We start from the raw sequence: 21,181 nt of genomic DNA, 5'->3' as shown, positions 1-21,181 counted from the left end.
TTTGCTGAAAAGCAAGAAACAATTCTGATATTTCAATTTGGTATTAAATAAAAAAAAGCGGGGTTTAAAACCCCGCTTTTTTTTATTTATCTTGTTTCGCCCAAGGGTCTATCCGCTTTGAGTCATCGGAATAGTAAAAAAATTGAATCATTCCAAAAACAGCTCCTAATCCGCATAATGCAGCTCCTATATTGAAGCCTCCTGATGGCTTTATTAAGCCAATGTCTGAAGGATGAGGAAGTTGTGTTGCGAAATCAAGTATGTGTGATAAATCAATCATTTAGTTGGATTGCAATAGATAACCCAGGTGACCACTATGCCAAACCCGCGCAAACAGATTTTACATCAGCTTCAAAAGTAAAGGAGTTTGTTATTTAAATTGAAAACAAATAAAGACCTTTAACTATTCTGACCAATTGAATTGAGGCGCTAGTAGAGTCAGAGAGGTATTTGCACTTTCTCACCTAAACAATATGCAGACCTATGGAAATCCAGACGTCACCTATGGATGGTGGGCTGGTAATTCTGGGGTCACCAACCGCTCAGGCAAATTCATTGCAGCACATGCAGCTCATACAGGCCTGATTTCATTTGCGGCTGGTGGAGCAACCCTTTGGGAGCTCGCACGGTTTGATCCCACTGTGCCTATGGGACATCAAAGTTCAATATTCCTTGCACATTTGGCCTCAATTGGTATTGGGTTCGATGATGCTGGAACTTGGACAGGTGTTGGAGTTGCCTCTATTGCCATTGTTCACTTGGTGGCTTCCATGGTTTATGGAGGAGGTGGCCTCTTGCACTCGCTTTTATTCCCAGGCGACATGCAGGAATCAAGCGTTGCTCAAGCAAGAAAGTTCAAGTTGGAATGGGATAATCCTGACAATCAAACCTTTATTCTTGGCCACCATTTAATTCTTTTTGGTGTTGCTTGTGCATGGTTTGTTGAATGGGCCAGAGTCCATGGAATCTATGATCCAGCATTGGGTGCGGTCCGTCAGGTCAATTACAACTTGGACTTGTCTATGATCTGGCAGCGTCAATTTGACTTCCTTGCAATAGATAGTCTTGAAGATGTCATGGGCGGCCATGCGTTTTTAGCCTTTGTTGAGATCACAGGAGGAGCCTTGCATGTAGTTGCAGGATCAACTCCTTGGGAGAAAAAGAGACTCGGTTCTTGGAGTAAATTCAAGGGTGCTGAATTGCTATCTGCCGAAGCAATTCTTTCTTTTTCCCTAGCAGGAATAGGCTGGATGGCAATTGTTGCGGCCTTCTGGTGTGCAACAAATACAACAGTTTATCCAGAGGCTTTTTATGGAGAACCACTTCAACTCAAGTTCTCTATATCCCCTTATTGGGTAGACACTGTTGACCTTTCTGGAACAAATGCTGCTTTTTGGGGCCATACAACCCGAGCTGCTTTGACAAATGTCCATTATTATCTTGGATTCTTCTTTATTCAAGGTCATCTTTGGCATTCTCTTCGTGCATTAGGTTTTGATTTCAGTAAGGTACGTGGAGCTATAGTCAACGATTCTAGTTCTGAAGAGTTCCGCCTAAGTTCTTAGTCTTTTCTTATAAACGATAAGTTTTTTAAGAAAATCCTTTTAGAAATAAAAAAAGCCTCGTCTTAGACGAGGCTTTTTTATTGGAAAAAAGATTGATTTTGTTTCAATTTCAGATTTTTTTTTTTTTTTTAGACGACTCCTTTAAAAATTTCTCAAGGCAAATAATCCTTAATTTTATTTTTAGAGGGGCAGTTTTTTTATCACTATCTGAGACGATGATTTTGCTAAACCCTTATACAGTAAGCTTTCTCGGCTGTTTGTAAGAATTATTCTTTTAATTCGTCAACTTCAACTTAAGCTTGTTTTTAGATCGATCTTCTCGAAGGCTTAGAAATATTTAATAAGAACTAAATAAAGACCTTTAACTATTCCAAGCATATGAATTGAGACGCTTGTAATCTGCAGGAGGTTTCGTTGCTCGTTCTCTTAAATTATGCAGACCTATGGAAATCCAGACGTCACCTATGGGTGGTGGGCTGGAAATGCTGGGGTCACTTATCGCTCAGGCAAATTTATTGCTGCACATGCTGCACATACTGGCCTGATTGCTTTCGCTGCTGGTGCAGCCACTCTGTGGGAGCTGGCACGTTTTGATCCTTCTATGCCAATGGGGCATCAGAGCTCTTTATTCCTTGCTCATTTAGCTTCTATAGGAATTGGCTTCGACGAAGCAGGAGCTTGGACAGGAGCTGGTGTTGTCTCAATTGCGGTAGTTCATTTAATTGGCTCCATGGTTTATGGAGCAGGTGGTCTATTGCACTCCGTCAAATTTGAGGGGGATATGCAGGACAGCTCATTTAAGCAAGCAAGAAAATTCAAGTTGGAATGGGATAACCCAGACAATTTGACTTTTATTCTTGGTCATCACTTAATTCTTTTTGGAATAGCGAATATCTGGTTTGTTGAATGGGCCAGAATTCATGGAATCTACGATCCAGTTTTGGGAGCAGTTCGCCAGGTTGAATACAACTTGAACTTAGCCTCTATTTGGAATCATCAATTTGATTTCATTAGCATTAATAGTCTTGAAGACGTAATGGGTGGCCATGCCTTCCTTGCATTTGCCCAAATTGCTGGAGGTGCTCACCATATCGCTACCAAAATGGGCTCTGGATTGCTAGGTCAATACACTGAGTTCAAAGGTAAGAACGTTTTATCGGCAGAGTCAGTTCTTTCCTTCTCTTGTGCTGGAATTGGTTGGATGGCAATTGTTGCGGCTTTTTGGGCGGCTACAAATACAACCGTCTATCCAGAAGCTTTTTATGGAGAGGTATTGAGTTTTAAATTTGGAGTAGCTCCTTATTGGGTTGATACCGTTGAAGGAGGAGCAGCGTTCTGGGGACACACAACTAGAGCCGCCTTAGTAAATGTCCATTATTACTTTGGATTCTTCTTTATCCAAGGACATCTTTGGCACGCAATTCGCTCAATGGGTTTTGACTTCAAGAGAGTTAGCTCAGCGATTTCTAATGCAGGAAGTTCAACTGTGACTCTTAACGGATAATTCTTAGAGAATTTATCTCTAAAAAAAACTCCTAATATTTCAAAGCCTCGTCATATTGACGGGGCTTTTTTGTTGTAATTCGAAGCTTCCAAAAAAAAAAAAACATCTTGCAAATTAGTTGAAAACAGTTGAAAAGACTATCTTAATTGGCCTTATTTGCCTTGCTTTGAAAGCCTAATAAGGGGCACATGGCAAAACCCTTATGCCGCAGTCAATTACGGTTATTCACAGCTTTGCCTTTCTAAGGCAAATTGCGTGTAGTCTGCTCTACGTATTTGTAGTCTTGAACTCTTAAACTATGCAGACCTACGGAAATCCAGACGTCACCTATGGATGGTGGGCTGGTAATTCTCGGGTCACCAACCGCTCAGGAAAATTCATTTCAGCCCATGCTGCGCACACTGGCTTGATTTCCTTTGCTGCTGGAGCTAGCACCCTTTGGGAGCTTGCTCGTTTTGACCCCTCTGTTGCAATGGGCCATCAGAGCTCGATTTTTCTTGCTCACTTGGCTTCAATTGGTGTTGGTTTCGATGAGTCAGGCATATGGACTGGAGAAAACGTTGCTTCTATCGCAATTGTCCATCTGATCGCTTCTTTGGTTTATGCGGGAGGAGCTTTATCTCATTCACTCTTTTTTGATGCAGATCTAGAGAGTGGACCAATTCCTACTACTAAGAAATTTCAAATTAAGTGGGACAATCCAGATAAATTGACTTTTATTCTTGGACATCATTTGATTTTCTTAGGTGTTGCTTGCATCTGGTTTGTTGAATGGGCTAGATGGCATGGGATTTATGATCCAGCTATTGGTGAAGTAAGACAGGTTTTTCCTGGTTATGGGGATTTTGGTCGAATTTGGAGCCACCAATACGACTTCCTTAAGATTGACAGTCTAGAAGAAGTAATGGAAGGGCATGCTTTCTTGGCTTTTCTAGAAATAAGTGGTGGTGCTTGGCACATAGCTACTCGTCAATTAGGTAATTATGACAAATTCAAAGGAGCAGGTCTCTTAGGAGCTGAAGCTGTATTGTCTTGGTCATTAGCAGGAATTGGTTGGATGGCAATTGTTGCAGCATTCTGGTGTGCAACAAATACAACAGTTTATCCAGAAGCTTTTTATGGAGAGCCATTAGCTTTCAAATTTGGAATATCTCCTTATTGGATTGATACAGGAGACCTTTCTGATGGGAATGCTTTCTTTGGACACTCAACTAGAGCTGCTCTATCCAATGTCCATTATTATTTTGGATTCTTCTTTATCCAAGGTCATATTTGGCATGCTTTAAGAGCAATGGGCTTCGACTTTAGGCGGATAGCCAATGCGGTTGGTAATGTGACAGGCACTAAAACTGCATAGACCTAGTTTTAAATATCGATAGATATTTAATTTACTAAATAAAAAAGCCTCGTCTTTGGTAGAGAAGACGAGGCTTTTTTTATTTAGTAAAAGATATTTTAATCAATACATTTTTGTTATCTTTTATAGAAATAGCAAGAATGTAATTAAGTTGATTTTTTCCTAAGATGGGACTTTTTATCATTAATGGAGCTGACTAAGGAAGACTATCTTTAATGTCTTATATGGTGTACCTGCCTCCAACAATAATAAATCAAATGAAGCAGTTGAATATAGAAATGAAATTGAGCAAGATGCTTAGAGAATGGAATTCAGCTAAGAAGAACTAGACATGAGAAAGGTCTTATATGAATTTTATGACGATAGTTAGAGACTATTTATTTAATTTTTACCTTGTCAATTATGGAAATATCTTTATAGTTTTGGTTGGTAAAATTTTAAATAAGTTTTCTTCTTTTGCTTTTAAGAATCTCCCAAAAATAAAGTAATGCAAAGGGGCAAAACAAAACTCCTAAGAAGGGAACCAGAAGATATGTCCAATCCATAGTCTTTTCACTACTTCTATTTATAGCTATAAAAATCAAAATTGGAAACCTACTAATGCTAAAACTAATTTTTTATGTTTGTAATATTAATTAGGCTTTTGTAAGCCAGAAAAATAGATGAATCAAAACAGTAAAATATTGACTCCGAAATTTAATCAGAATTAAGTCCAAACTTAGAGGAGGAAAGTGAAAATATATTAATCAGAAAGAAAATTTATAAGCATAAAGATTGTTTAGCCAAGATTTTTTTAACTAGAAAAAATAAATAAACTTCTTTCAGACCTCTTTGAAATCCTGCTTAGAAGAAGATATATTATAGAGTAGACTTATCGAGAGTATTTAAAAAAAAGAATGAAAATTATTTAGAGATATATAATGCATTTATTATAAATGTTGTGGGCATTTGCTAACTGCTACTGCTACTGCAGCTATTGAGATATTGCTAGATTCTTTTATTACTTTTCTAACCTCTTTGAGGCCATGCTTTTCACTTGCATCACTGTATGATAGTAGTAATGATTTGTAGTTATCGTTTCCTTCGGAGCGATATTTGCAAAAATTATCACCTATTGTATTCAGTAAGGCGATTAATGTTAGTTCAACCATCTACTTTAATTCCTGGTTTTAACTTTTAATCATTATATCTTTCAGTTTCACTAATCCCTTCTTTTGCATTATTAGAACTTGAAAGACTGTCATCATTACTTTCTGATTTTTCGGTTGATTCAATTGAATTATTGATATTTTCCTTATCTAGTTCGACTTGTACTGGAGTGGCATCAGTTTCCTTATCTAGTTCGACTTGTACTGGAGTGGCATCAGTTTCCTTATCTAGTTCGACTTGCACTGGAGTGGCATCAGTTTCCTTATCTAGCTCGACTTGTACTGGAGTGGCATCAGTTTCCTTATCTAGTTCGACTTGTACTGGAGTGGCATCAGTTTCCTTATCTAGTTCGACTTGTACTGGAGTGGCATCAGTTTCCTTATCTAGTTCGACTTGTACTGGAGTGGCAACACTCTTCTCTTTTCTGTTTAAACTATCTTCAGGAATAGAAATTTTTTCTGAGGAATTGGACTCTTTATCAATTAATTTTTTTATATAGGTAAAAAGATTTTTTATACTAATGAAAAGTTCTTTTGCACGCTTATATATTTCAATGAGGAGGCTTTTTATCTCTGAGGCGGTTTCACCTTTGTTAAGTTTTAAAAGAGCGAAACTCACTCCTAAGGAGATAAGGATAAGGAGAAATAGATAGCCCATTAATTTGAAGTTTTAATCTTTTCCAAAGATCACACCTAATTAGCTTTAATCAAGTAGTTAGCAACATTCTTCTATCTTTTCTTTAAGATCAAGAATTTTTTTTTATTTGATGAGTTGCCTTATTAAATCGAAAAATAATTCTCTATTAATTATCCAAAGGTATTTCCATTAAATCCCCATTTACTTGGACTTACGTCTTCAAAGGCAATGTATATTCTATTTGAAGGAATATTTGTGGCTCTAGAAACTAAACTGCAAAAGGATTTAGACATTTCTGCAGGCTTTAATGATCCAATTGATTTTATTTCAATAAAACAAGAAGGATCATTAGATCCTCCAAATGTCATGGGAATATTTGTTTGCAGAATTGTCATCACATAACTCTCTGGCTTTCCAGTTGATTTTGCTAGTTCGGATGAGAGAGCCGTTAAAAATTTATCAGAATCATCTATTGACTTTAGCGAGGTCTGAATTTTAATTAATGGCATTTCTTGTCTATTGCAGGACTTCTCTTAGAAATATACTTGGTATATCAATCAATATCTATGAAAATTGCGCCTATAAACTGATAGCGGGGTGAATTGCAGTAGATTTCCCAGCCTTAGCCACAAAAAAAATATATGTTCGTTAGATTAGTATTCAATGAAACAATATCATTTAATGAAAGACAAGATAAATACCTTAGTAGCAGAACAGCTTGATGAGCTTGAACCAAGTAACCAGCAAGTAGTGATGATGGGTTCAATATTGATTGGTTTGAATCTTTTGCTGATGGTATGCGTAAGCCTTTATTGGACGAACCCTTCAATACATCAATATCTTTCAGGAAGGCCCCTCTAGTAAGAGACTGGGTTTAAGAAATAATTGTTTTACCTTTTGCAAAAGTAACTCCATTTACCTTTATATTTTTTATTTGTCTTCTTATGATCTGTTTTAGGCAGAGTTAATTAAAGGCTTAATTAAAATGTTTTTTGAACTAAAAATAAAAAGCTTTCTTTCATTAGTCATGGCTTTACTGATTTTATTCAGTATTCCATTGACCTCTTATGCCCTTGCATCCTTTGAGAAAACTGGAGCAGGAGATGAAGTTCCTAATTATGTCCGTGCTGATATAACAGGCTTTGATTTGCACGGCCAAGATTTATCTAAATCTTCTATTGCTGGAGCAGTTGCGCGTGATGCAAATTTTAGTGACGTAGATTTGCATGGAACAGTTTTAACCCTTTCTGATCTGAAAGGAGCAAATTTAAAAGGAATAAATCTTACAGATACACTTTCTGATAGGGTCAACTTTCAAAAAACAGATCTAAGAGATGCGATTCTTGTAAATATGATTGCCTCAGGGAGCAGTTTTGCTGGTGCAAGAATTGAGGGTGCAGACTTTACTTTTGCAATCCTTGATAGTGATGACCAGAAAAATCTATGCAAAATAGCTGAGGGCATAAACCCCATAACAGGAGTTGGCACTAGAGAAAGCCTAGAGTGTGCGGCAGATTCCAGTGGGGGTTACAAACCTGCTATGCCCGGAGCCTAATCTTAAATAATAAATATCTTTTTAATAGTCATCTTTTTTAGCGATTACTTACAAAAAGCTATTGCATTTGTTTTATTTAATTGCTATTCCTATAAATAAGTAATTTATCGAAATTATTTGGATAATTTCTGGCCTCCTCGACCTTCTCCAAAAGGTTTCTCTATAGAAAAGCTTGCTAAGCGCTATAGACAAAAGATATCAAAAGGCTCTTTCTTTGAGATAAACTCTAGTTCTGACCGAGATGGATTACTTAAAGAAGGTAAAAAACAAAAACTAAGTTTTGCTGATTTTAATCATTGGGCAAATCGTGATTTTATAGAATATAAGGAGATAGCGCAAAATATTAAATAGATTTTAAGTGCGCTGATTTATATAAATCTTTAATTACAAATATTTTTTCTTGCCATCTGAATTGTATTTATATACTCCTCCTTTGGGACCAACATAAAGCATTTCTCCATTCATCTTTGACCTGCCGTATTTACTTAGCCTTGCGCGGTGAATATCAGCTTTTTCTCTTAGCTCTATTTCACTATACCAAGATCCAATTTTTATATCTGAATCTGGATCTCCCATAAGTGAATATGAAAATCTTTCTGATAACTTTTCTCTCAAATTACCTTTATTCTTGAATCTTTTTAAAAATAAATTCTTTTTAAGTATGTATTGATTTTTGCTTGATTGAGAGATAAGCATTATTATTGTAAATAAAATAATAATAATGATGATTTCCTTCACTTTTATTATTAAGACCTCTATCAATTAAAGCATTAACTTATTTCAATTACAACTCTAGCGTGAGTAATTATATAGTTTTTAACAAGAAGTAACTAGTAGCTCGTGTTAATCTAGGTTAACCTTTTATTATTATATCAAAACCCAGTTTACTTTTTTGTGTAAGTACTTCTTTTCTGAATATACCTCTCTTTATTCCTTTAATTAGGATATATACAGATTCAATAAATAATATTATTATGGTTAAATATATTAATATTATATTCGCCATTGATTCCCCCTTCCTGGTTTTAACTTGAATTAAGTTATTCGTTTTCTCTTTGGTTAATTTTTTCTGATGGTTTGTTTTGTTCATAGAGAATATTATTAATTAAATTTCATTTATGTAAGGACCAAAGTAAGAAGTGCAATTTGCTCCACAATGGGCTCCAAGACTTAAAGCTTTTTTAACGTTCCATCCTGCTGCCATTCCAGTAGTTACACCTGCCGCAAACCTATCTCCACACCCATAAGTGTCAATTACTTTTGACTTTAAATTAACTGCTTTATAACGTCCTCCTGGCCATACTTCTCCACCTTTACTTCCTTCTGTGGAAATCCTCATCTTTGGTCTTATTTTTATCTCATCGATATTATATTTTTCACCTATGTCGAGCCCACTTCCAATTAGAACATCTAATTGTACAGCTGATTTATTTATTTCATCTATGCCTACTCTTGGAGTGGCCGATAGAAATTTAGCTTTTCTAGATAGCTTCATTGCATTTGCATCACCTGCTGTGAAAAATATTCCATCAAATCCAGAAAGTTCGTCCCAAGGAAGATCATCTCTTGAGTTTGGCTGAAGTCTTTCTCCTATTACGGTGATACCTCTTTCTCCGCTTGAATCGACAAAACTAATTCCTTGTCTAGTTGCTTTCTCCCTCCAAGCCACTCTGAGTGTTAGGCCAAATTCTTTTAAGCGTTCATAGCATCTTTCTCCTATTGAATCCTTGCCAAGAGAAGTAAAAAAATGTACTTGCGCTTGGGTTAGATTTTGCATTTGAACCGCAGCAATAGCTCCACCGCCAGCTGGTTCCTCTATGTAACTTCTTGAATGACTAATTGAACCGGCTTTTGGCAATTGATCGACTGAAAGAAATCTTACAAACTCAACATGTCCAACTACTGCTAGTTTTAAACTTGGCAAGTTTTTTAATTTATCTAATTCCCAAATTTTCATATAGCAAAGTATCTCTAGTTTGTGTGTTTAAGAATAAAATCATTCTTACTTTATTCAACACTTTTTGATTATAGCAATTATCTTTATATAACTAAAAGGTTCAACAATGAATTTCTCATCTCGTCATTTTCTAAGCTATGTTTATTTGTTTTTTGCGATATTAGGTTTTATTTTACCTACACTTGCAAATATTGACTTTGTTATCACCTATGGAGCTTTCGACATTGTTAACTTCTTTTCACTAGCCAATATAAATCCAGCAGCACAATCATTAAGTAGAGATCTATTGGTAGGAGCTGGTGCGGTGACTGTATGGATCTTTAGTGAGGCAAAAAGACTATCTATGAAGAATCTATGGATTGTTATAGCTTCTTTTCTAATTGCTTTTGCATTTGCAGCCCCATTATTTCTTTTCCTCAGAGAGAGACGTCTTATTGAAATTGAAAAAGCATAATTTTTATTTTACTATTTAATTAGTGCTGTCAACTTTTAATTTATTTATCAGATTAGTTGATGGTATCAATAAAAGAGCAATAAATGATAATAAAAGCCAGAGTAGCATTCCATTTCCTTGCTTATCAATAATATGGCCAGCAGAGATTGGTGCCAATACAGCACTTAAACCAAAACACTGAGAAAACAGTGACATGGCAATTCCTCTGTTTGAAGTGGAAGATGCTCTGATAACACCTTCTGTTGCTGTTGGAAGGAAAGCTGTTAGACCTAAAGCAATGAATACAAGAGCAAATACAATTAAGATTATTGAATTTGTAAAAAAACTAGAGAATGCAAGTAAAAAACTTCCGAAACTTAAACATATCAAGCTGAATTTCAGTCCATATCTAGTACTTTTTTTGCTCAACCAGTTTCCTATAGGCCATTGAAAAAAGAGTATAAAGATTAATTGGGTAGATAGAAGTACACCACTTGATGTTTTGCTTAAAGGAAGTCTATATATACCGCCTTCTGCTAAATCAAGTGGAAGCCCGCTTTGTAATAACGCGAATATAGATGTGCAAAAAATGCTTAAAAAAAGTATTGGCCCAAGATCTGATATGACTTCCCTCACTCTATATAATTGCTCTGATAATGTATTATTTTTAACTAAAAAAATATTACTCTCTAAGGTTAAAGACCTTTTCCTTAGTAAATTTAGTGAGACAATATTTATAAGTAATATCATACAGAATATATCTATTAAATAAATAAATCTAATATTTGAAATCCATGAGAAAATTGTTCCAATAGTAGAACCTAAGCTTATCCCTAAGGCGTCTGCTGTTCTTGCTAGAGCAAAGCCCTTGGCGGATGGAAAGTCATTGCAACTTATGGGAATCGCTAATTCTGCTGCTGGCCAATAGATTCCAGCAGCAGCCCCTAAAAGAATTTGGCCTTGGAAGTATTTGTTAATGTCGTATGAATTAAATAAGAAAATATCTGCAGAGATTGCAAATAAGGCAGCAATTTTTAATAAGTTAGAGAAATGAACACCTTCATCAAGACAAAACCCTGCTATTAATCTTGCAATTGTGCCTGAGGTTGCCGCAATTGTTATTCCTCCTCCAATTTGAGAGGAAGAAAAACCTAGCTCATTGAAAAGCAAAGGGCTTAAATAAAGAACACCTCCTGCACCTATTGATGCAAAAAGCCTTCCTCTGGCTATTAGTCGAAGCTTAGGAGGAAATTGGTTCCACCATTCTTTGAGATTTAGCGTTGGTTTTAGTTCGCTTAATTACAAGAATAATATTTCTAGGGAGTATAAGTATCCTTTTGACGGGTATTGATCGGGGAATTTCTTTTAAAGCCGCGGAACGGTTTGAAGTTCATTTTGAGGATATGTCTATACCTATTTCAATAAAAGAACTGAATGATTGGGCTATCCATCAAGGTGAAAATAATTCTGAACTTGCTACTTGGTTGAACTTGCTTGGGTTTGAAAGTAGAACTTCTTTAGCCAATTTTCTTCAAACACCTTTTTCTGTAGAAAAAGAAGTTGCATTACAGCTATTACGAAGTTGGTATGGCAGAAAGTTGTTTGAAGAAATAGGCCAATTGGTCCGCCTTGATGAAGATAAATCAGGTATAGAGATATTTAATACCCTTGAGAAGATGCTTGAATCTTCTCGTCAATTAAATGTGTTGTATCTTTTTCAATCTCTTCCTGCCGAGGTTATTCATCTAGACCTTGATGGCGTTGTAAAAGTAGCTAATAGATGGAGAAGAGAATTGAAGTTGCAGCAGAAGCTAGTAGCTGATCTTTCCTCAATATCCGAAAAACCCTCTGAATCCGTTAATTCAATTGGTCCTAAACTCTTTAAAAAGGACTTAAAAGAATCTTTTTTAAGGAATATTCCTTTAGAAGTCTCTCATCGAGATAAACCTTTAAACATAGAAATTTGGAAGCCTGCGAATAATTCTTTGACAAGATCAAATTTGATTGTATTTATGCCTGGCCTAGGAGGTGATCAAGATCATTTCAGATGGCTTTCTCGAATACTTAGTTACCATGGTTGGCCTACTGTTTTAATTGAGCACCCAGGAAGTGACTCGGAAGCTATTAAAGCTCTTTTAGATGGATCACTGCCTGTGCCTGGTCTTGAAGTCATTCCCGAACGATTAGCAGATCTGCAAGGAGTCCTTTCTGGAATTGAGCAAGGAATTCTAAAAGTACCTGGGAAAAACATTGTATTAATGGGGCATTCACTTGGATCTTTAACAGCGTTTCTAGCATCAGGAGCAGAGCCTCAAAGAAGTCTTAAAGAAAGCTGCTCTAAAGCACTTAATGACTTCTCTTTGACAAATCTTTCAGAGTTACTGCAGTGTCAATTTACGGATTTTGCAATACCTTCTCAGAAGCCAATCAAAAATCTTAGGGCGATAGTCGGTATCAATAGCTTTGGAAGTTTGCTTTGGCCTAAATATTCAACTAACTCAATAGATGTTCCTGTTTTCCTAGTTGGTGGAACTTTTGATTTGGTTACCCCAGCTATTTCAGAACAACTAGGCCTTCTGCTGTCGATAAAACCTAATCCATTAAATCGTGTTTTGTTAATTGAAGGAGCAAGTCATTTTTCTCCGGTAAGAGTAAAAGGTCAAATTAATAATGAGATTGGCGATGATATCTTTAAGTTAAAAGGTTCTTTAGTAGGATTGCATCCCTTATCAGTTCAGAGCTTAATAGCTAATGAGATAATTAAATTTCTTGATAATCTAGAAGAGGAAGAAGCTGTACCAGCAGAATTAAATATAATTTATAATGGAACTCGATTTCATTTATTAGATAGACCCTTAGTTAAGGAACTATTGAAAAGTTAATAGCGAATTCTAGGGTCTATGAATGCAATTAATATGTCTACAATAATACCTATTAATACAACTAAGGCTGCTACAGTAACAACAATTCCTTGGACAACAGGGTAGTCACGTTGACTAATAGCTTCTTGGAGACCTAAGGCCATTCCAGGCCATGAGAAAGTTACTTCTATAAGTAAGGCTCCTCCAACTAGCGATGCAATTGTTAGTCCTGCAATCGTCAACACTGGAAGCAATGCATTTGGTAAAGCATGATTAATAACTATTTTTCTAAAACTTAACCCTCTACTCATTGCTGCTTCAACATAATTTGTTTGAATTGTTTTCCCTAAGTTAAGTCTTAATGAGCGACTAAATATTCCACTTAATAGAATCCCTAGAGTAGAGGAAGGTAAAATAATATGTCTTATTGCACCATTAAATGCCAACCAATTACCCGATAGAATGCTGTCCAGAATTAGGAAACCTGTTCCTTCAGGTTCTATTAAGCTCGCTGGAAATCTTCCGCCTATAGGTAGCCAACCTAGAATGACTGCAAAAACAATTTGCATAATCATTGCGGCCCAAAAAGGAGGGAGAGCATACGTACTGATACCATAAAATCTTCCAATGAAATCTGTTTTGCCCTCTGGTTTTGCAATCCCACTAAATCCAATTGTCAGACCAATTAATAATGCAATAAATAATGATGTAAAACATAATTCAAGACTTGCAGGTAGTGCCTTTGAAATGATTTCAGTAACGGGCTGTTGAGTATTTAATGATTCGCCTAAGTTCCCATGTAAGATATTATTTAGAAAACTCAAATATTGATTTAATAAAGGTTGATCTAATCCTAGCCTTGACCTTAGTAATTCCCTCGCTGTTTCATTTGCGCGATTTCCAAGTATTGCATCAACAGGATCACCAGGTGCAATTCTCAATAACGCAAATACCATAGTTGCAATTATCCAAATCATCAGAGGTGTTATAGCTATTCTTGAAAGAATGTATTTAAATAGTGCGTTTTGTCGATTCACTGAGTATTTTTCTTAAGCTGGTTTAAAAGAACTAGACCGCTCCCATCAAATTGTGGTTGATTTATATTTGATTGCGCCCAGACTCTTGGCTTTACAAGCCAAACAGGTATATAAGCTGATCCGTTGGCAGCAATTTTTTCAATTTCATCTAGTTTCTCTAATCTTTCTTGTTTTTGAAGTTTTTCAGATGCCTTCAATTTGGATTGGACTTCACTTTCCCCCCAGAAACTTCCGCTGAAAACGGCTTCTCCTTTCTTGCAGTTTCCTTCTTCAATTCTTTCACAACTTAAAAGAGGAAAAAGATAAGCTTCAGGATCTGGGTATGCTCCTGTCCAATCAAGAATCACAGATGTAAAAGTCCCATCAGAAAGTTGTTTATAAATTGTTGTAGCTTCGACTCCGATTATCTCAATATTAAGGCAGTCTGAAAGATCTTGATTTATTTGTTCTTTCCAAGTAAGGGCAAGAAGCTTATCAGCGGGAACATTAGATCGGAAAGTTAATGGAACAGTTAATTGTGTCCCAAGGCAAAAGCCTTCTTGAGTTAATAAACTCCTAGCAATATCTGGATTATATTTAGGCCAGGGCGAAGATTTTTTTATTTTTAGTACAGGTGGAACAATTGAATATAGAGGTTCTCTTAAACCATAACTTGCTTTTTGTGTTATCAAATCTCTATTTATACTGTAGGAAATAGCTTTTCTTAGAACTTTTCTATTGAAAGGATTGGTATCACTCCTTAAAGTTATATAGCCTATTTCAAGTGCTGGCCCAATAGATTCTTTTAACTTCCCCGCTTTTGCTAATCGGTGCAATGCAAGTCTTTGTCCGTCTTCCACCGAATTAGATAAGAGTATATCTACTTCACCACTTCTTATGGCTCCAAAAAGTGAAGATGAATTTCTAAAATTTATATAATCAACTCCTTCGTTTTTTGGCTTTGTTCCCCAATATTTTTGAAAGGGTTCCAATCGTTGTTTCTCTGGTTGAAAATGTACTAATTTGTAGGGTCCTGTTCCGATAAATTGATTGTTTAAAAATTTATCTTTGTGATTTAAGTAGGCTTTTGGAGAAATAGGAGTAAGGTTAATAGAAGTAAGCAATCCTTTAATAGAACTCGAGGGTCTATTCAGATTTATTCTAAGAAGATATTTATCAGGTGTTTGAATATTTTTTATCCTTCCACCAATAACATAATTCTGAGTTCCTATATTCATGAAGCGCCTTATACTAAATGCCATTGCATTTGCATCAAATGAACTCCCATCATGAAATAATATTCCCTTTTTTATTGGTATATCTATAGTAAGACCATTATTAGATATTATTGGGAGTGTTTTTGCTAGTTGTGATTGGAGTAAGCCATCAGAGTTAATTATATAAAGCCTATCTCCTAAGCTACTTATTAATTGCAAAGATCTTAAAGTGCTAGCCTGCGCTGGATCTAAAGATTCTATCTTGCCAGCACTTGCTACTATTATGCGTTTATTCTCGACTTTAGATGTGCACGATAATTGGATAAATGCAATTAATGATATGATAAAATATTTATATAAATTACCGTTCTTTGTCTTAGTTATTTTTTTTAAAAAGGATTTCAAGATGATAATTATTTCTTAGTTTTTAATTATTTCACTGGTAGGTATTTCGAAAACGGGCGATCCATTTGAAAGTAAAGGGAATCTTCTTATCCAACACTTCTCATGTGAATTATCAATTCCAATAACTTGAAATAAATCCTTCTCATTTAGTATCTTTACACAATCTCCCTGGTTAATATTACATCTAGTCATACTAATATTTTTTGCAATAGGTTTGTTTTGTATAGCCATAAACTGTTCTGAAGGAACAACAAGAAGCTAAGCAGATCAATATGATCTTTCCTTAAAGTTATTGATAGCAATACTTACATATCTATGCCACATTTAACCTCATTTACAAACAACCTAAATGGGCTCCTAAACTTTTCACTTCTTTTAATTCCCTTATCTTTGAAAGAGAGCATTCCATAGCGCCTTTGTTAACTTTATGAGTGATTACAACTATCTCTGCTCCATCAGCGCTTGCATCAAATTGAACTATTGATTGTATTGAGACTTTATTATCACCAAAAAGATTACCTATTCGACCAATAACTCCGGGAGAGTCTTCAGTTATTAGACGGACATAATTTTTCTGGGAAATTCTTGTTGAATCGACTAAATGACATTCTCTCCAGCTTGCTGCTTGGAGTAATGGGTCCAAAGGTTCATCCTTTGTGCTCATTGTCTTGATGCCTGCAATATTTAATATGTCGGCAACTACTGCAGAGGCAGTTGGCCCTGAGCCGGCACCAGGTCCATAAAACATGACTTCTCCAATGGGATCGCCTTCTATGAGAATTGCATTGTTAACCCCGTTTACGCCTGCAAGAGGGTGTTCTGTGGGAACTAATGTTGGTTCAACCCATGCTGCTAGATGGGCTGGGTCATAAAGATTTTTTGTGACATTCTGATGGCTTAAGTTTTCTGCAATAGCAAGTAGTTTTATGGAGTAACCAAGCCTTGAAGCATAGTCAAGGTCTCTTGTTTCTAAATTGTTTATGCCTTTTGTAGGGACCTCTGAGCGATTTATAGGCCCGCCAAAAGCAAGACCACTTAAGATTGAAATCTTATCAGCAGCATCAAATCCCTCTACATCGGCAGCTGGATCAGACTCTGCATATCCTAGTTTTTGTGCTTCTGATAGAACATCTTTATAGGCAGAACCATCTTTAGACATTTGGCTCAGAATGTAATTTGTTGTTCCGTTTATAATTCCGCTTACTTTCCTGATTTTGTTGCCTCCAAGAGATTGTTTCAAAGGTTCAATAATTGGAATACCCCCTCCAACAGCGGCCTCAATAAGTACGTAAACACCTGCTTTATTAGCCGCTTCTGCAATCTCTTCCCCATGTCTAGCTATTACTGCTTTGTTGGCTGTTACAACTGACTTTCCCAAGGAGATTGCTTCTAAAATTAATGATCTGGCAGGTTCCAGTCCGCCCATTACTTCTACAATGACGTTAACTAATGGGTCATTAACGACTTCAAATGGATCTTCAGTTAGGTTCGTTGAATTAATAGTAGTTTTGCGATGTTTTTCTTTATTCCTTACGGATATTTTTATTAACTCGAGTTGTGAAACTAAAGGATTTCTTCCTTGAGGGGATTGCAAAATCTTTACTACCCCAGTTCCTACTGTCCCAAGTCCAAGAAGGCCTATCCCAATTTTCTTATTCATTTTTTTCTTATTCAGATTTTGGAGATTAGATTTTATTTAGTAAAGAGGAGGGGTTTTGAGAAAGAGAGATTGCTTGTTTTTTCATGTTTAGTAGGATATTTAAGAAGCCATTGGCTCTTGAGGGCGTAAGGCTTGTATTAAGACCGGTTTCTAATATGAAGTCATTATCTATATTTATAACTTCTTTAGGAGAAAGATTATTTAGCCCTTGTATTAGTAAGCTTAGCAACCCCTTTGTAATAAGAGCGTCAGAATATCCTTTCCATTTAATAATCCCTTCTTTTAGCTCACCAAGAACATATACTTGCGATACGCATCCTTTTACTTTTATTGATTCAGAAAGTTCTTCCTCTGAAAGTACTGGCAATTTTTTTGCAAGCCAAAGCACATATTCATATTTTCTTTTTGGGTCGGAAGTTGATTTAAGTCTTTGGATAATTCCATCAAGGGATGGGCTTCCAAAGCTTTTCTCTGTCGGGTTAGTGGTCTCATTCATAGGCCTTACCATAAATAATTCTTTTTTAAGAGCCTAACTAGAGGTCAGGTTTTTATTTGGTGTTCTCCGTCTTCTGTTATCCATCCATCAAATGGAATATCCCATGGGTCTAACGGAAGTGGGGCCTTTGAGACACACTCTCCAGGCAGAACGGCAAATGAAAGAATTGATCTCCAAGACTTATTTTCTCTTAGACGATCAAAATAACCACCTCCATAACCTAGCCGAAAGCCTTTTTTGTCTATAGCTAAAGCTGGGACAAAGATGATTCTCATTTCTTCTGGTTTAATTAATTTCCCCTTGCAAGGTGCTGGAATACCACAAGCATCTTTATTTAATTTTTCGTTTGTCCAATCTCTATATTGCATTTCCCCTTTGAATTCACAACAAGGTAAAGCAAAAGATGCGTTAATTGTGTCTTTCAGTTCCCTAAGATCGACTTCTCCTGCTAGTGGCCAATAAATTCCTATATATTTTTTAAGATTAGAACTATTATCTCTAAAATTCTTTTTAAGATAGTATTCAACATTATTATAAATTTTTAGTTCATTTCTTTTTAATGACTTTTCTCTTATGGCAGAAAAATTTTTCCTGCTAATCAATTTACTCTTTTTAATATTCATATCTCTTTTAAAATTCAAGAAGAAAAGTTACTTATATGCTAAGTAAGTTAAAGCAATAGCAAGAGCATCTGCCGCGTCATCAGGCTTGGGTTTTTTTTCTAGATTAAGTTCTTGCATAACAGCTTCGATTACTTCTGACTTGTTCGCTTTCCCAGAACCTGCAACTGCTAACTTTATTTGCATAGGAGGAAATTCAACTATTGGAATCTTTAGGCGAGCAAGAGTCATAATAACTACCCCTCTTGCTTGAACTACGCTAATAGTTGTACTTGAACGGTAAAAGAAGAATTTTTCTACAGAAGCAATATCAGGTTTCCATTTTCTTATTAGTTCAGTTAGATCATCACATATCTCAACCATCCTATCTCCTTCTTTTACGCCCTTATTTGTCTGAATAATTCCACAATCAAGCATTTTTTGTTGATGTTGGATCGAGTCAATTACTCCATATCCAACACGAGCAAGACCTGGATCTATTCCTAATACTCTCAAATTTAGTCAGAAAAAGATAATGCAAAATCTTCCAGATTACTGTCTTCTTTCCTCTCAAAAATTTTGCAAAATGCTTTTATTACTCTATCTCCTGAGTCTATTTGTTCTAAAGGATCTTTGCGCAGTCGATGTCTTAATGAGCAAGAAATAACTCTTGCAATATCTTCTTCTGTTACTTCATCTCTTCCTTCAAAAGCGGCTAAGGCTCTAGAGGCTCTATTCGTAACAATGTCTCCTCTAAGTCCGTCAACATCTAATTCACCGCAAACTGCAGAAATCCTTAGACGGAGATCATCATCGATGCTTACAGCTTGTAGTCTATTTTGAGCATCAACAACCTTGTTCTGAAGCTCGTCTTGTTTGGATTGCTTATCTGAGGAAAATAATTCTGGATCTGTATCAAAGGCTGTTCTTTGATCAACAACCTGAACCCTAAGCTCTGCTTCTCTAACTGTAGAAACCTCTACGCTCATACCAAAACGGTCAAGAAGTTGAGGCCTTAATTCTCCTTCTTCAGGATTGCCTGATCCTATAAGTACAAATCTTGCAGGGTGCCTAACTGAAATACCTTCTCTTTCAACTGTGTTCCATCCAGAAGCTGCAGAATCCAGAAGAACATCAACTAAGTGATCATCTAGAAGGTTTACTTCATCCACATAAAGCAAGCCTCTATTTGCTTTAGCTAAAAGACCAGGCTCAAAGGCTCTAACCCCTTCACTTAATGCTTTCTCAATATCAATAGTTCCACATAATCGATCTTCTGTTGCTCCTAGAGGTAAATCGACCATAGGCACCTTTTTGCTATCAGTTGAAAGGCTTTCTCCATCGCTTAATTTCTGACGAACTTCACTGCTTTGAAGGTCAGGGTCAGATGGGCAGCTGTTATATGGATCTCCTTCAACAATTGAAATCTCAGGCAGGAGATCTGCTAAAGCTCTAATGGTTGTAGTTTTTCCAGTTCCTCTATCTCCCATAATCATTACACCTCCTATTCGAGGATCTATGACATTGAGAAGGAGCGCCAATTTCATTTCTTCCTGTCCAATCACTGCTGTGAAAGGAAAGACCCTTCGTTTCCTAGTTGAACTCACTGGATAAAATTTTGTGTAGTTTTGGATTGTTTCATAAGCATGTAGCTTAGACCTTATTTCGTTTCAAAAAAGGAGATAAATTAAGATTATAAATTATTTAGGCATTAATCAAAATCTAAGATACGAATAGGTTTAATGATTTCAACTATTGCCGCTGACATATTTCTTATAAGTCTTTGAGGGCTTGAGTTGTTGATTGATCCTTTTACAAGAAAAGCTGCTACAGCCCTCTTTGAATCTGGCATTTCTATTGTCCCAGCATCTCCTGCTAGGCCCCCTATCTCTCCAGAATGGTTGTATACCCTAAATCCGTTAAACAGTAATTGAGAGTCGATACTTTCTGTTTTGTCACTAAGTCCCTCGAGAAGCCCTAAAGGAAGTAATTTGTTGGAGCTAGATTTAAACAAAATTTCTCTAAATAAATCTCTTGATCTTGAACTAATAAAATCACCAGATTCGACTAATGAAATTGCAAGTACTAGATCTTTTGCAGAAGTTTTATTTTTTAGATTTACGTCTGGTAAAAGATTGTTTATTTCTGTATTTTTAAGTCCAATTAGTTTTAACTTTTCATTGATAGATTTTCTCCCCCCTAGTTTCTCAACTATTAGATTTGTTGCAGTATCATTCTTTCCTCTTATCATTTCAATTAATAGTTGATGGATTGAATAAATATTATTTGCTGGTCTATTGATTTTCCATTTATCATCTCCTTGAACTAAATCTTTCTCAAGCTTTACGGGAGAATTTAAAGATAACTCACCATTATCTATTTTTTTCATCGCTAAAACTAAAAGTGGAATTTTAATTGTGCTTGAAGCCGGATAGGCATTATCTTCATTGGCTCCAGCATATTTAAAATTATCAATTAACAAAAGGAATGCACCTCCTTCCAATGAACTTTCTTCCCTAATCAACAAATTCCATTTCTCTGATAATTCTTTAATCTCCTTGTTGTAATTGTTATATTTATTAATTAGATTGCTTCTTGAAATTAGGTTTTCTTTATTTGTTAAATCTATAGAGTTATTGTTTTTTATTGTTGTTGTTAAATATAGTTTAAGGGATGTACCCATAATCACTCCAATGCCAATTCCGGTAATTAAGATATTAAAAAATGTTCTTACTTCTTTTTTCAATTGATGTTTCTTTGAAGAATGATTT

General features: G+C 35.8%; 24 protein-coding genes. 8 read left to right on the top strand and 16 right to left on the bottom strand.

From position 1 onward, the window contains the following. Window positions 1–82 precede the first annotated feature (82 nt). Entirely contained in the window at window positions 83–280 is a 198-nt protein-coding gene (locus SOI85_RS03065; protein WP_320664763.1) for a hypothetical protein, read from the bottom strand. Window positions 281–473: 193 nt separating this feature from the next. On the opposite strand from SOI85_RS03065, the gene SOI85_RS03060 reads away from it, so the two are divergent. The 3 genes from SOI85_RS03060 to SOI85_RS03050 all read left to right on the top strand — a co-directional run bounded on the left by SOI85_RS03060 (window position 474) and on the right by SOI85_RS03050 (window position 4,426). Next, the gene (locus SOI85_RS03060) at window positions 474–1,565 is read left to right on the top strand and encodes a chlorophyll a/b binding light-harvesting protein (protein ID WP_320664762.1); all 1,092 of its coding nucleotides are present in this window, start codon (window positions 474–476) and stop codon (window positions 1,563–1,565) included. A 433-nt stretch (window positions 1,566–1,998) separates the two neighbouring features. Next, on the top strand, window positions 1,999–3,069 hold the full coding sequence (locus tag SOI85_RS03055) for a chlorophyll a/b binding light-harvesting protein (protein WP_320664761.1): 1,071 nt from the start codon (window positions 1,999–2,001) through the stop codon (window positions 3,067–3,069). A gap of 298 nt (window positions 3,070–3,367) precedes the next feature. Beyond that, window positions 3,368–4,426: a chlorophyll a/b binding light-harvesting protein gene (locus tag SOI85_RS03050; RefSeq protein ID WP_320664760.1), complete on the top strand. Its 1,059-nt coding sequence runs from the start codon at window positions 3,368–3,370 to the stop codon at window positions 4,424–4,426. Window positions 4,427–5,355: 929 nt separating this feature from the next. Here SOI85_RS03050 and SOI85_RS03045 read toward each other — a convergent pair. From SOI85_RS03045 to SOI85_RS03035, 3 genes are all read right to left on the bottom strand, one after another. Further along, complete coding sequence (locus SOI85_RS03045; protein WP_320664759.1) at window positions 5,356–5,577, bottom strand: hypothetical protein; 222 nt, start codon at window positions 5,575–5,577, stop codon at window positions 5,356–5,358. Window positions 5,578–5,602: 25 nt separating this feature from the next. After that, complete coding sequence (locus SOI85_RS03040; protein ID WP_320664758.1) at window positions 5,603–6,193, bottom strand: hypothetical protein; 591 nt, start codon at window positions 6,191–6,193, stop codon at window positions 5,603–5,605. A 188-nt stretch (window positions 6,194–6,381) separates the two neighbouring features. After that, complete coding sequence (locus SOI85_RS03035; protein WP_320664757.1) at window positions 6,382–6,720, bottom strand: phenylpyruvate tautomerase MIF-related protein; 339 nt, start codon at window positions 6,718–6,720, stop codon at window positions 6,382–6,384. A 172-nt stretch (window positions 6,721–6,892) separates the two neighbouring features. On the opposite strand from SOI85_RS03035, the gene SOI85_RS03030 reads away from it, so the two are divergent. From SOI85_RS03030 to SOI85_RS03020, 3 genes are all read left to right on the top strand, one after another. Then, a complete protein-coding gene (locus tag SOI85_RS03030) occupies window positions 6,893–7,072 on the top strand; it encodes a hypothetical protein (RefSeq protein ID WP_320664756.1) in 180 nt (59 codons plus the stop codon). Between the two features lie 124 nt (window positions 7,073–7,196). Further along, window positions 7,197–7,766 (top strand): pentapeptide repeat-containing protein, encoded by a 570-nt coding sequence (locus SOI85_RS03025; protein WP_320664755.1) that lies wholly within the window; start codon window positions 7,197–7,199, stop codon window positions 7,764–7,766. A 117-nt stretch (window positions 7,767–7,883) separates the two neighbouring features. After that, window positions 7,884–8,117: a hypothetical protein gene (locus SOI85_RS03020; RefSeq protein WP_320664754.1), complete on the top strand. Its 234-nt coding sequence runs from the start codon at window positions 7,884–7,886 to the stop codon at window positions 8,115–8,117. A gap of 33 nt (window positions 8,118–8,150) precedes the next feature. Here SOI85_RS03020 and SOI85_RS03015 read toward each other — a convergent pair whose 3' ends face one another. Both SOI85_RS03015 and SOI85_RS03010 read right to left on the bottom strand, forming a co-directional pair. Next, window positions 8,151–8,462 (bottom strand): hypothetical protein, encoded by a 312-nt coding sequence (locus tag SOI85_RS03015; RefSeq protein ID WP_320664753.1) that lies wholly within the window; start codon window positions 8,460–8,462, stop codon window positions 8,151–8,153. A gap of 409 nt (window positions 8,463–8,871) precedes the next feature. Further along, complete coding sequence (locus SOI85_RS03010) at window positions 8,872–9,723, bottom strand: PfkB family carbohydrate kinase (protein ID WP_320664752.1); 852 nt, start codon at window positions 9,721–9,723, stop codon at window positions 8,872–8,874. A 106-nt stretch (window positions 9,724–9,829) separates the two neighbouring features. Here SOI85_RS03010 and SOI85_RS03005 point away from each other — a divergent pair, with 106 nt between their 5' ends. Next, window positions 9,830–10,177 carry a DUF2834 domain-containing protein gene (locus SOI85_RS03005; protein WP_320664751.1) on the top strand — a complete coding sequence of 116 codons (348 nt, stop codon included), beginning with the start codon at window positions 9,830–9,832 and terminating at the stop codon, window positions 10,175–10,177. A 15-nt stretch (window positions 10,178–10,192) separates the two neighbouring features. Here the strand turns inward: SOI85_RS03005 and SOI85_RS03000 are convergent, their stop codons facing one another. Next, complete coding sequence (locus SOI85_RS03000; RefSeq protein ID WP_320664750.1) at window positions 10,193–11,326, bottom strand: MFS transporter; 1,134 nt, start codon at window positions 11,324–11,326, stop codon at window positions 10,193–10,195. Between the two features lie 110 nt (window positions 11,327–11,436). Here SOI85_RS03000 and SOI85_RS02995 point away from each other — a divergent pair, with 110 nt between their 5' ends. Further along, on the top strand, window positions 11,437–13,038 hold the full coding sequence (locus SOI85_RS02995; protein ID WP_320664749.1) for an alpha/beta hydrolase: 1,602 nt from the start codon (window positions 11,437–11,439) through the stop codon (window positions 13,036–13,038). Here SOI85_RS02995 and SOI85_RS02990 read toward each other — a convergent pair. The 9 genes from SOI85_RS02990 to SOI85_RS02950 form a co-directional block, all read right to left on the bottom strand. Further along, a complete protein-coding gene (locus SOI85_RS02990; protein ID WP_320664748.1) occupies window positions 13,035–14,054 on the bottom strand; it encodes an ABC transporter permease in 1,020 nt (339 codons plus the stop codon). The genes SOI85_RS02995 and SOI85_RS02990 overlap by 4 nt on opposite strands. Further along, window positions 14,051–15,655 (bottom strand): ABC transporter substrate-binding protein, encoded by a 1,605-nt coding sequence (locus tag SOI85_RS02985; RefSeq protein ID WP_320664747.1) that lies wholly within the window; start codon window positions 15,653–15,655, stop codon window positions 14,051–14,053. The genes SOI85_RS02990 and SOI85_RS02985 overlap by 4 nt, the downstream gene beginning before the upstream one ends. A gap of 15 nt (window positions 15,656–15,670) precedes the next feature. Beyond that, the gene (locus tag SOI85_RS02980; protein ID WP_320664746.1) at window positions 15,671–15,847 is read right to left on the bottom strand and encodes a hypothetical protein; all 177 of its coding nucleotides are present in this window, start codon (window positions 15,845–15,847) and stop codon (window positions 15,671–15,673) included. Window positions 15,848–15,989: 142 nt separating this feature from the next. Further along, window positions 15,990–17,315, bottom strand: coding sequence for a homoserine dehydrogenase (locus tag SOI85_RS02975; RefSeq protein WP_320664745.1), 1,326 nt, complete (start codon window positions 17,313–17,315; stop codon window positions 15,990–15,992). A 25-nt stretch (window positions 17,316–17,340) separates the two neighbouring features. Then, a complete protein-coding gene (locus tag SOI85_RS02970) occupies window positions 17,341–17,811 on the bottom strand; it encodes a SufE family protein (RefSeq protein WP_320664744.1) in 471 nt (156 codons plus the stop codon). A gap of 44 nt (window positions 17,812–17,855) precedes the next feature. Continuing rightward, the gene (locus tag SOI85_RS02965) at window positions 17,856–18,434 is read right to left on the bottom strand and encodes a 5-formyltetrahydrofolate cyclo-ligase (protein WP_320664743.1); all 579 of its coding nucleotides are present in this window, start codon (window positions 18,432–18,434) and stop codon (window positions 17,856–17,858) included. Between the two features lie 27 nt (window positions 18,435–18,461). Then, the gene (gene ruvC, locus SOI85_RS02960; RefSeq protein ID WP_320664742.1) at window positions 18,462–18,926 is read right to left on the bottom strand and encodes a crossover junction endodeoxyribonuclease RuvC; all 465 of its coding nucleotides are present in this window, start codon (window positions 18,924–18,926) and stop codon (window positions 18,462–18,464) included. A gap of 2 nt (window positions 18,927–18,928) precedes the next feature. Beyond that, window positions 18,929–20,017, bottom strand: a complete 1,089-nt coding sequence (bchI, locus tag SOI85_RS02955) for a magnesium chelatase ATPase subunit I (protein WP_320664741.1) — start codon at window positions 20,015–20,017, stop codon at window positions 18,929–18,931. A gap of 104 nt (window positions 20,018–20,121) precedes the next feature. Next, the gene (locus SOI85_RS02950) at window positions 20,122–21,156 is read right to left on the bottom strand and encodes a serine hydrolase (protein WP_320664740.1); all 1,035 of its coding nucleotides are present in this window, start codon (window positions 21,154–21,156) and stop codon (window positions 20,122–20,124) included. Window positions 21,157–21,181 lie beyond the last annotated feature (25 nt).

Source organism: Prochlorococcus sp. MIT 1223 (assembly GCF_034092465.1).
Taxonomy (GTDB): domain Bacteria; phylum Cyanobacteriota; class Cyanobacteriia; order PCC-6307; family Cyanobiaceae; genus AG-402-N21.
The sequence above is the reverse complement of the archived record's forward strand: the minus strand, read 5'-3'. Positions and strand labels throughout refer to the sequence as shown.

Bases quoted from the DNA above. Each gene is read 5' to 3' on its own strand.
- SOI85_RS03065 (WP_320664763.1), bottom strand. From the start codon at position 280: ATGATTGATTTATCACACATACTTGATTTCGCAACACAACTTCCTCAT.
- SOI85_RS03060 (WP_320664762.1), top strand. From the start codon at position 474: ATGCAGACCTATGGAAATCCAGACGTCACCTATGGATGGTGGGCTGGT.
- SOI85_RS03055 (WP_320664761.1), top strand. From the start codon at position 1,999: ATGCAGACCTATGGAAATCCAGACGTCACCTATGGGTGGTGGGCTGGA.
- SOI85_RS03050 (WP_320664760.1), top strand. From the start codon at position 3,368: ATGCAGACCTACGGAAATCCAGACGTCACCTATGGATGGTGGGCTGGT.
- SOI85_RS03045 (WP_320664759.1), bottom strand. From the start codon at position 5,577: ATGGTTGAACTAACATTAATCGCCTTACTGAATACAATAGGTGATAAT.
- SOI85_RS03035 (WP_320664757.1), bottom strand. From the start codon at position 6,720: ATGCCATTAATTAAAATTCAGACCTCGCTAAAGTCAATAGATGATTCT.
- SOI85_RS03030 (WP_320664756.1), top strand. From the start codon at position 6,893: ATGAAAGACAAGATAAATACCTTAGTAGCAGAACAGCTTGATGAGCTT.
- SOI85_RS03025 (WP_320664755.1), top strand. From the start codon at position 7,197: ATGTTTTTTGAACTAAAAATAAAAAGCTTTCTTTCATTAGTCATGGCT.
- SOI85_RS03015 (WP_320664753.1), bottom strand. From the start codon at position 8,462: ATGCTTATCTCTCAATCAAGCAAAAATCAATACATACTTAAAAAGAAT.
- SOI85_RS03010 (WP_320664752.1), bottom strand. From the start codon at position 9,723: ATGAAAATTTGGGAATTAGATAAATTAAAAAACTTGCCAAGTTTAAAA.
- SOI85_RS03005 (WP_320664751.1), top strand. From the start codon at position 9,830: ATGAATTTCTCATCTCGTCATTTTCTAAGCTATGTTTATTTGTTTTTT.
- SOI85_RS02980 (WP_320664746.1), bottom strand. From the start codon at position 15,847: ATGACTAGATGTAATATTAACCAGGGAGATTGTGTAAAGATACTAAAT.
- SOI85_RS02975 (WP_320664745.1), bottom strand. From the start codon at position 17,315: ATGAATAAGAAAATTGGGATAGGCCTTCTTGGACTTGGGACAGTAGGA.
- SOI85_RS02970 (WP_320664744.1), bottom strand. From the start codon at position 17,811: ATGAATGAGACCACTAACCCGACAGAGAAAAGCTTTGGAAGCCCATCC.
- SOI85_RS02965 (WP_320664743.1), bottom strand. From the start codon at position 18,434: ATGAATATTAAAAAGAGTAAATTGATTAGCAGGAAAAATTTTTCTGCC.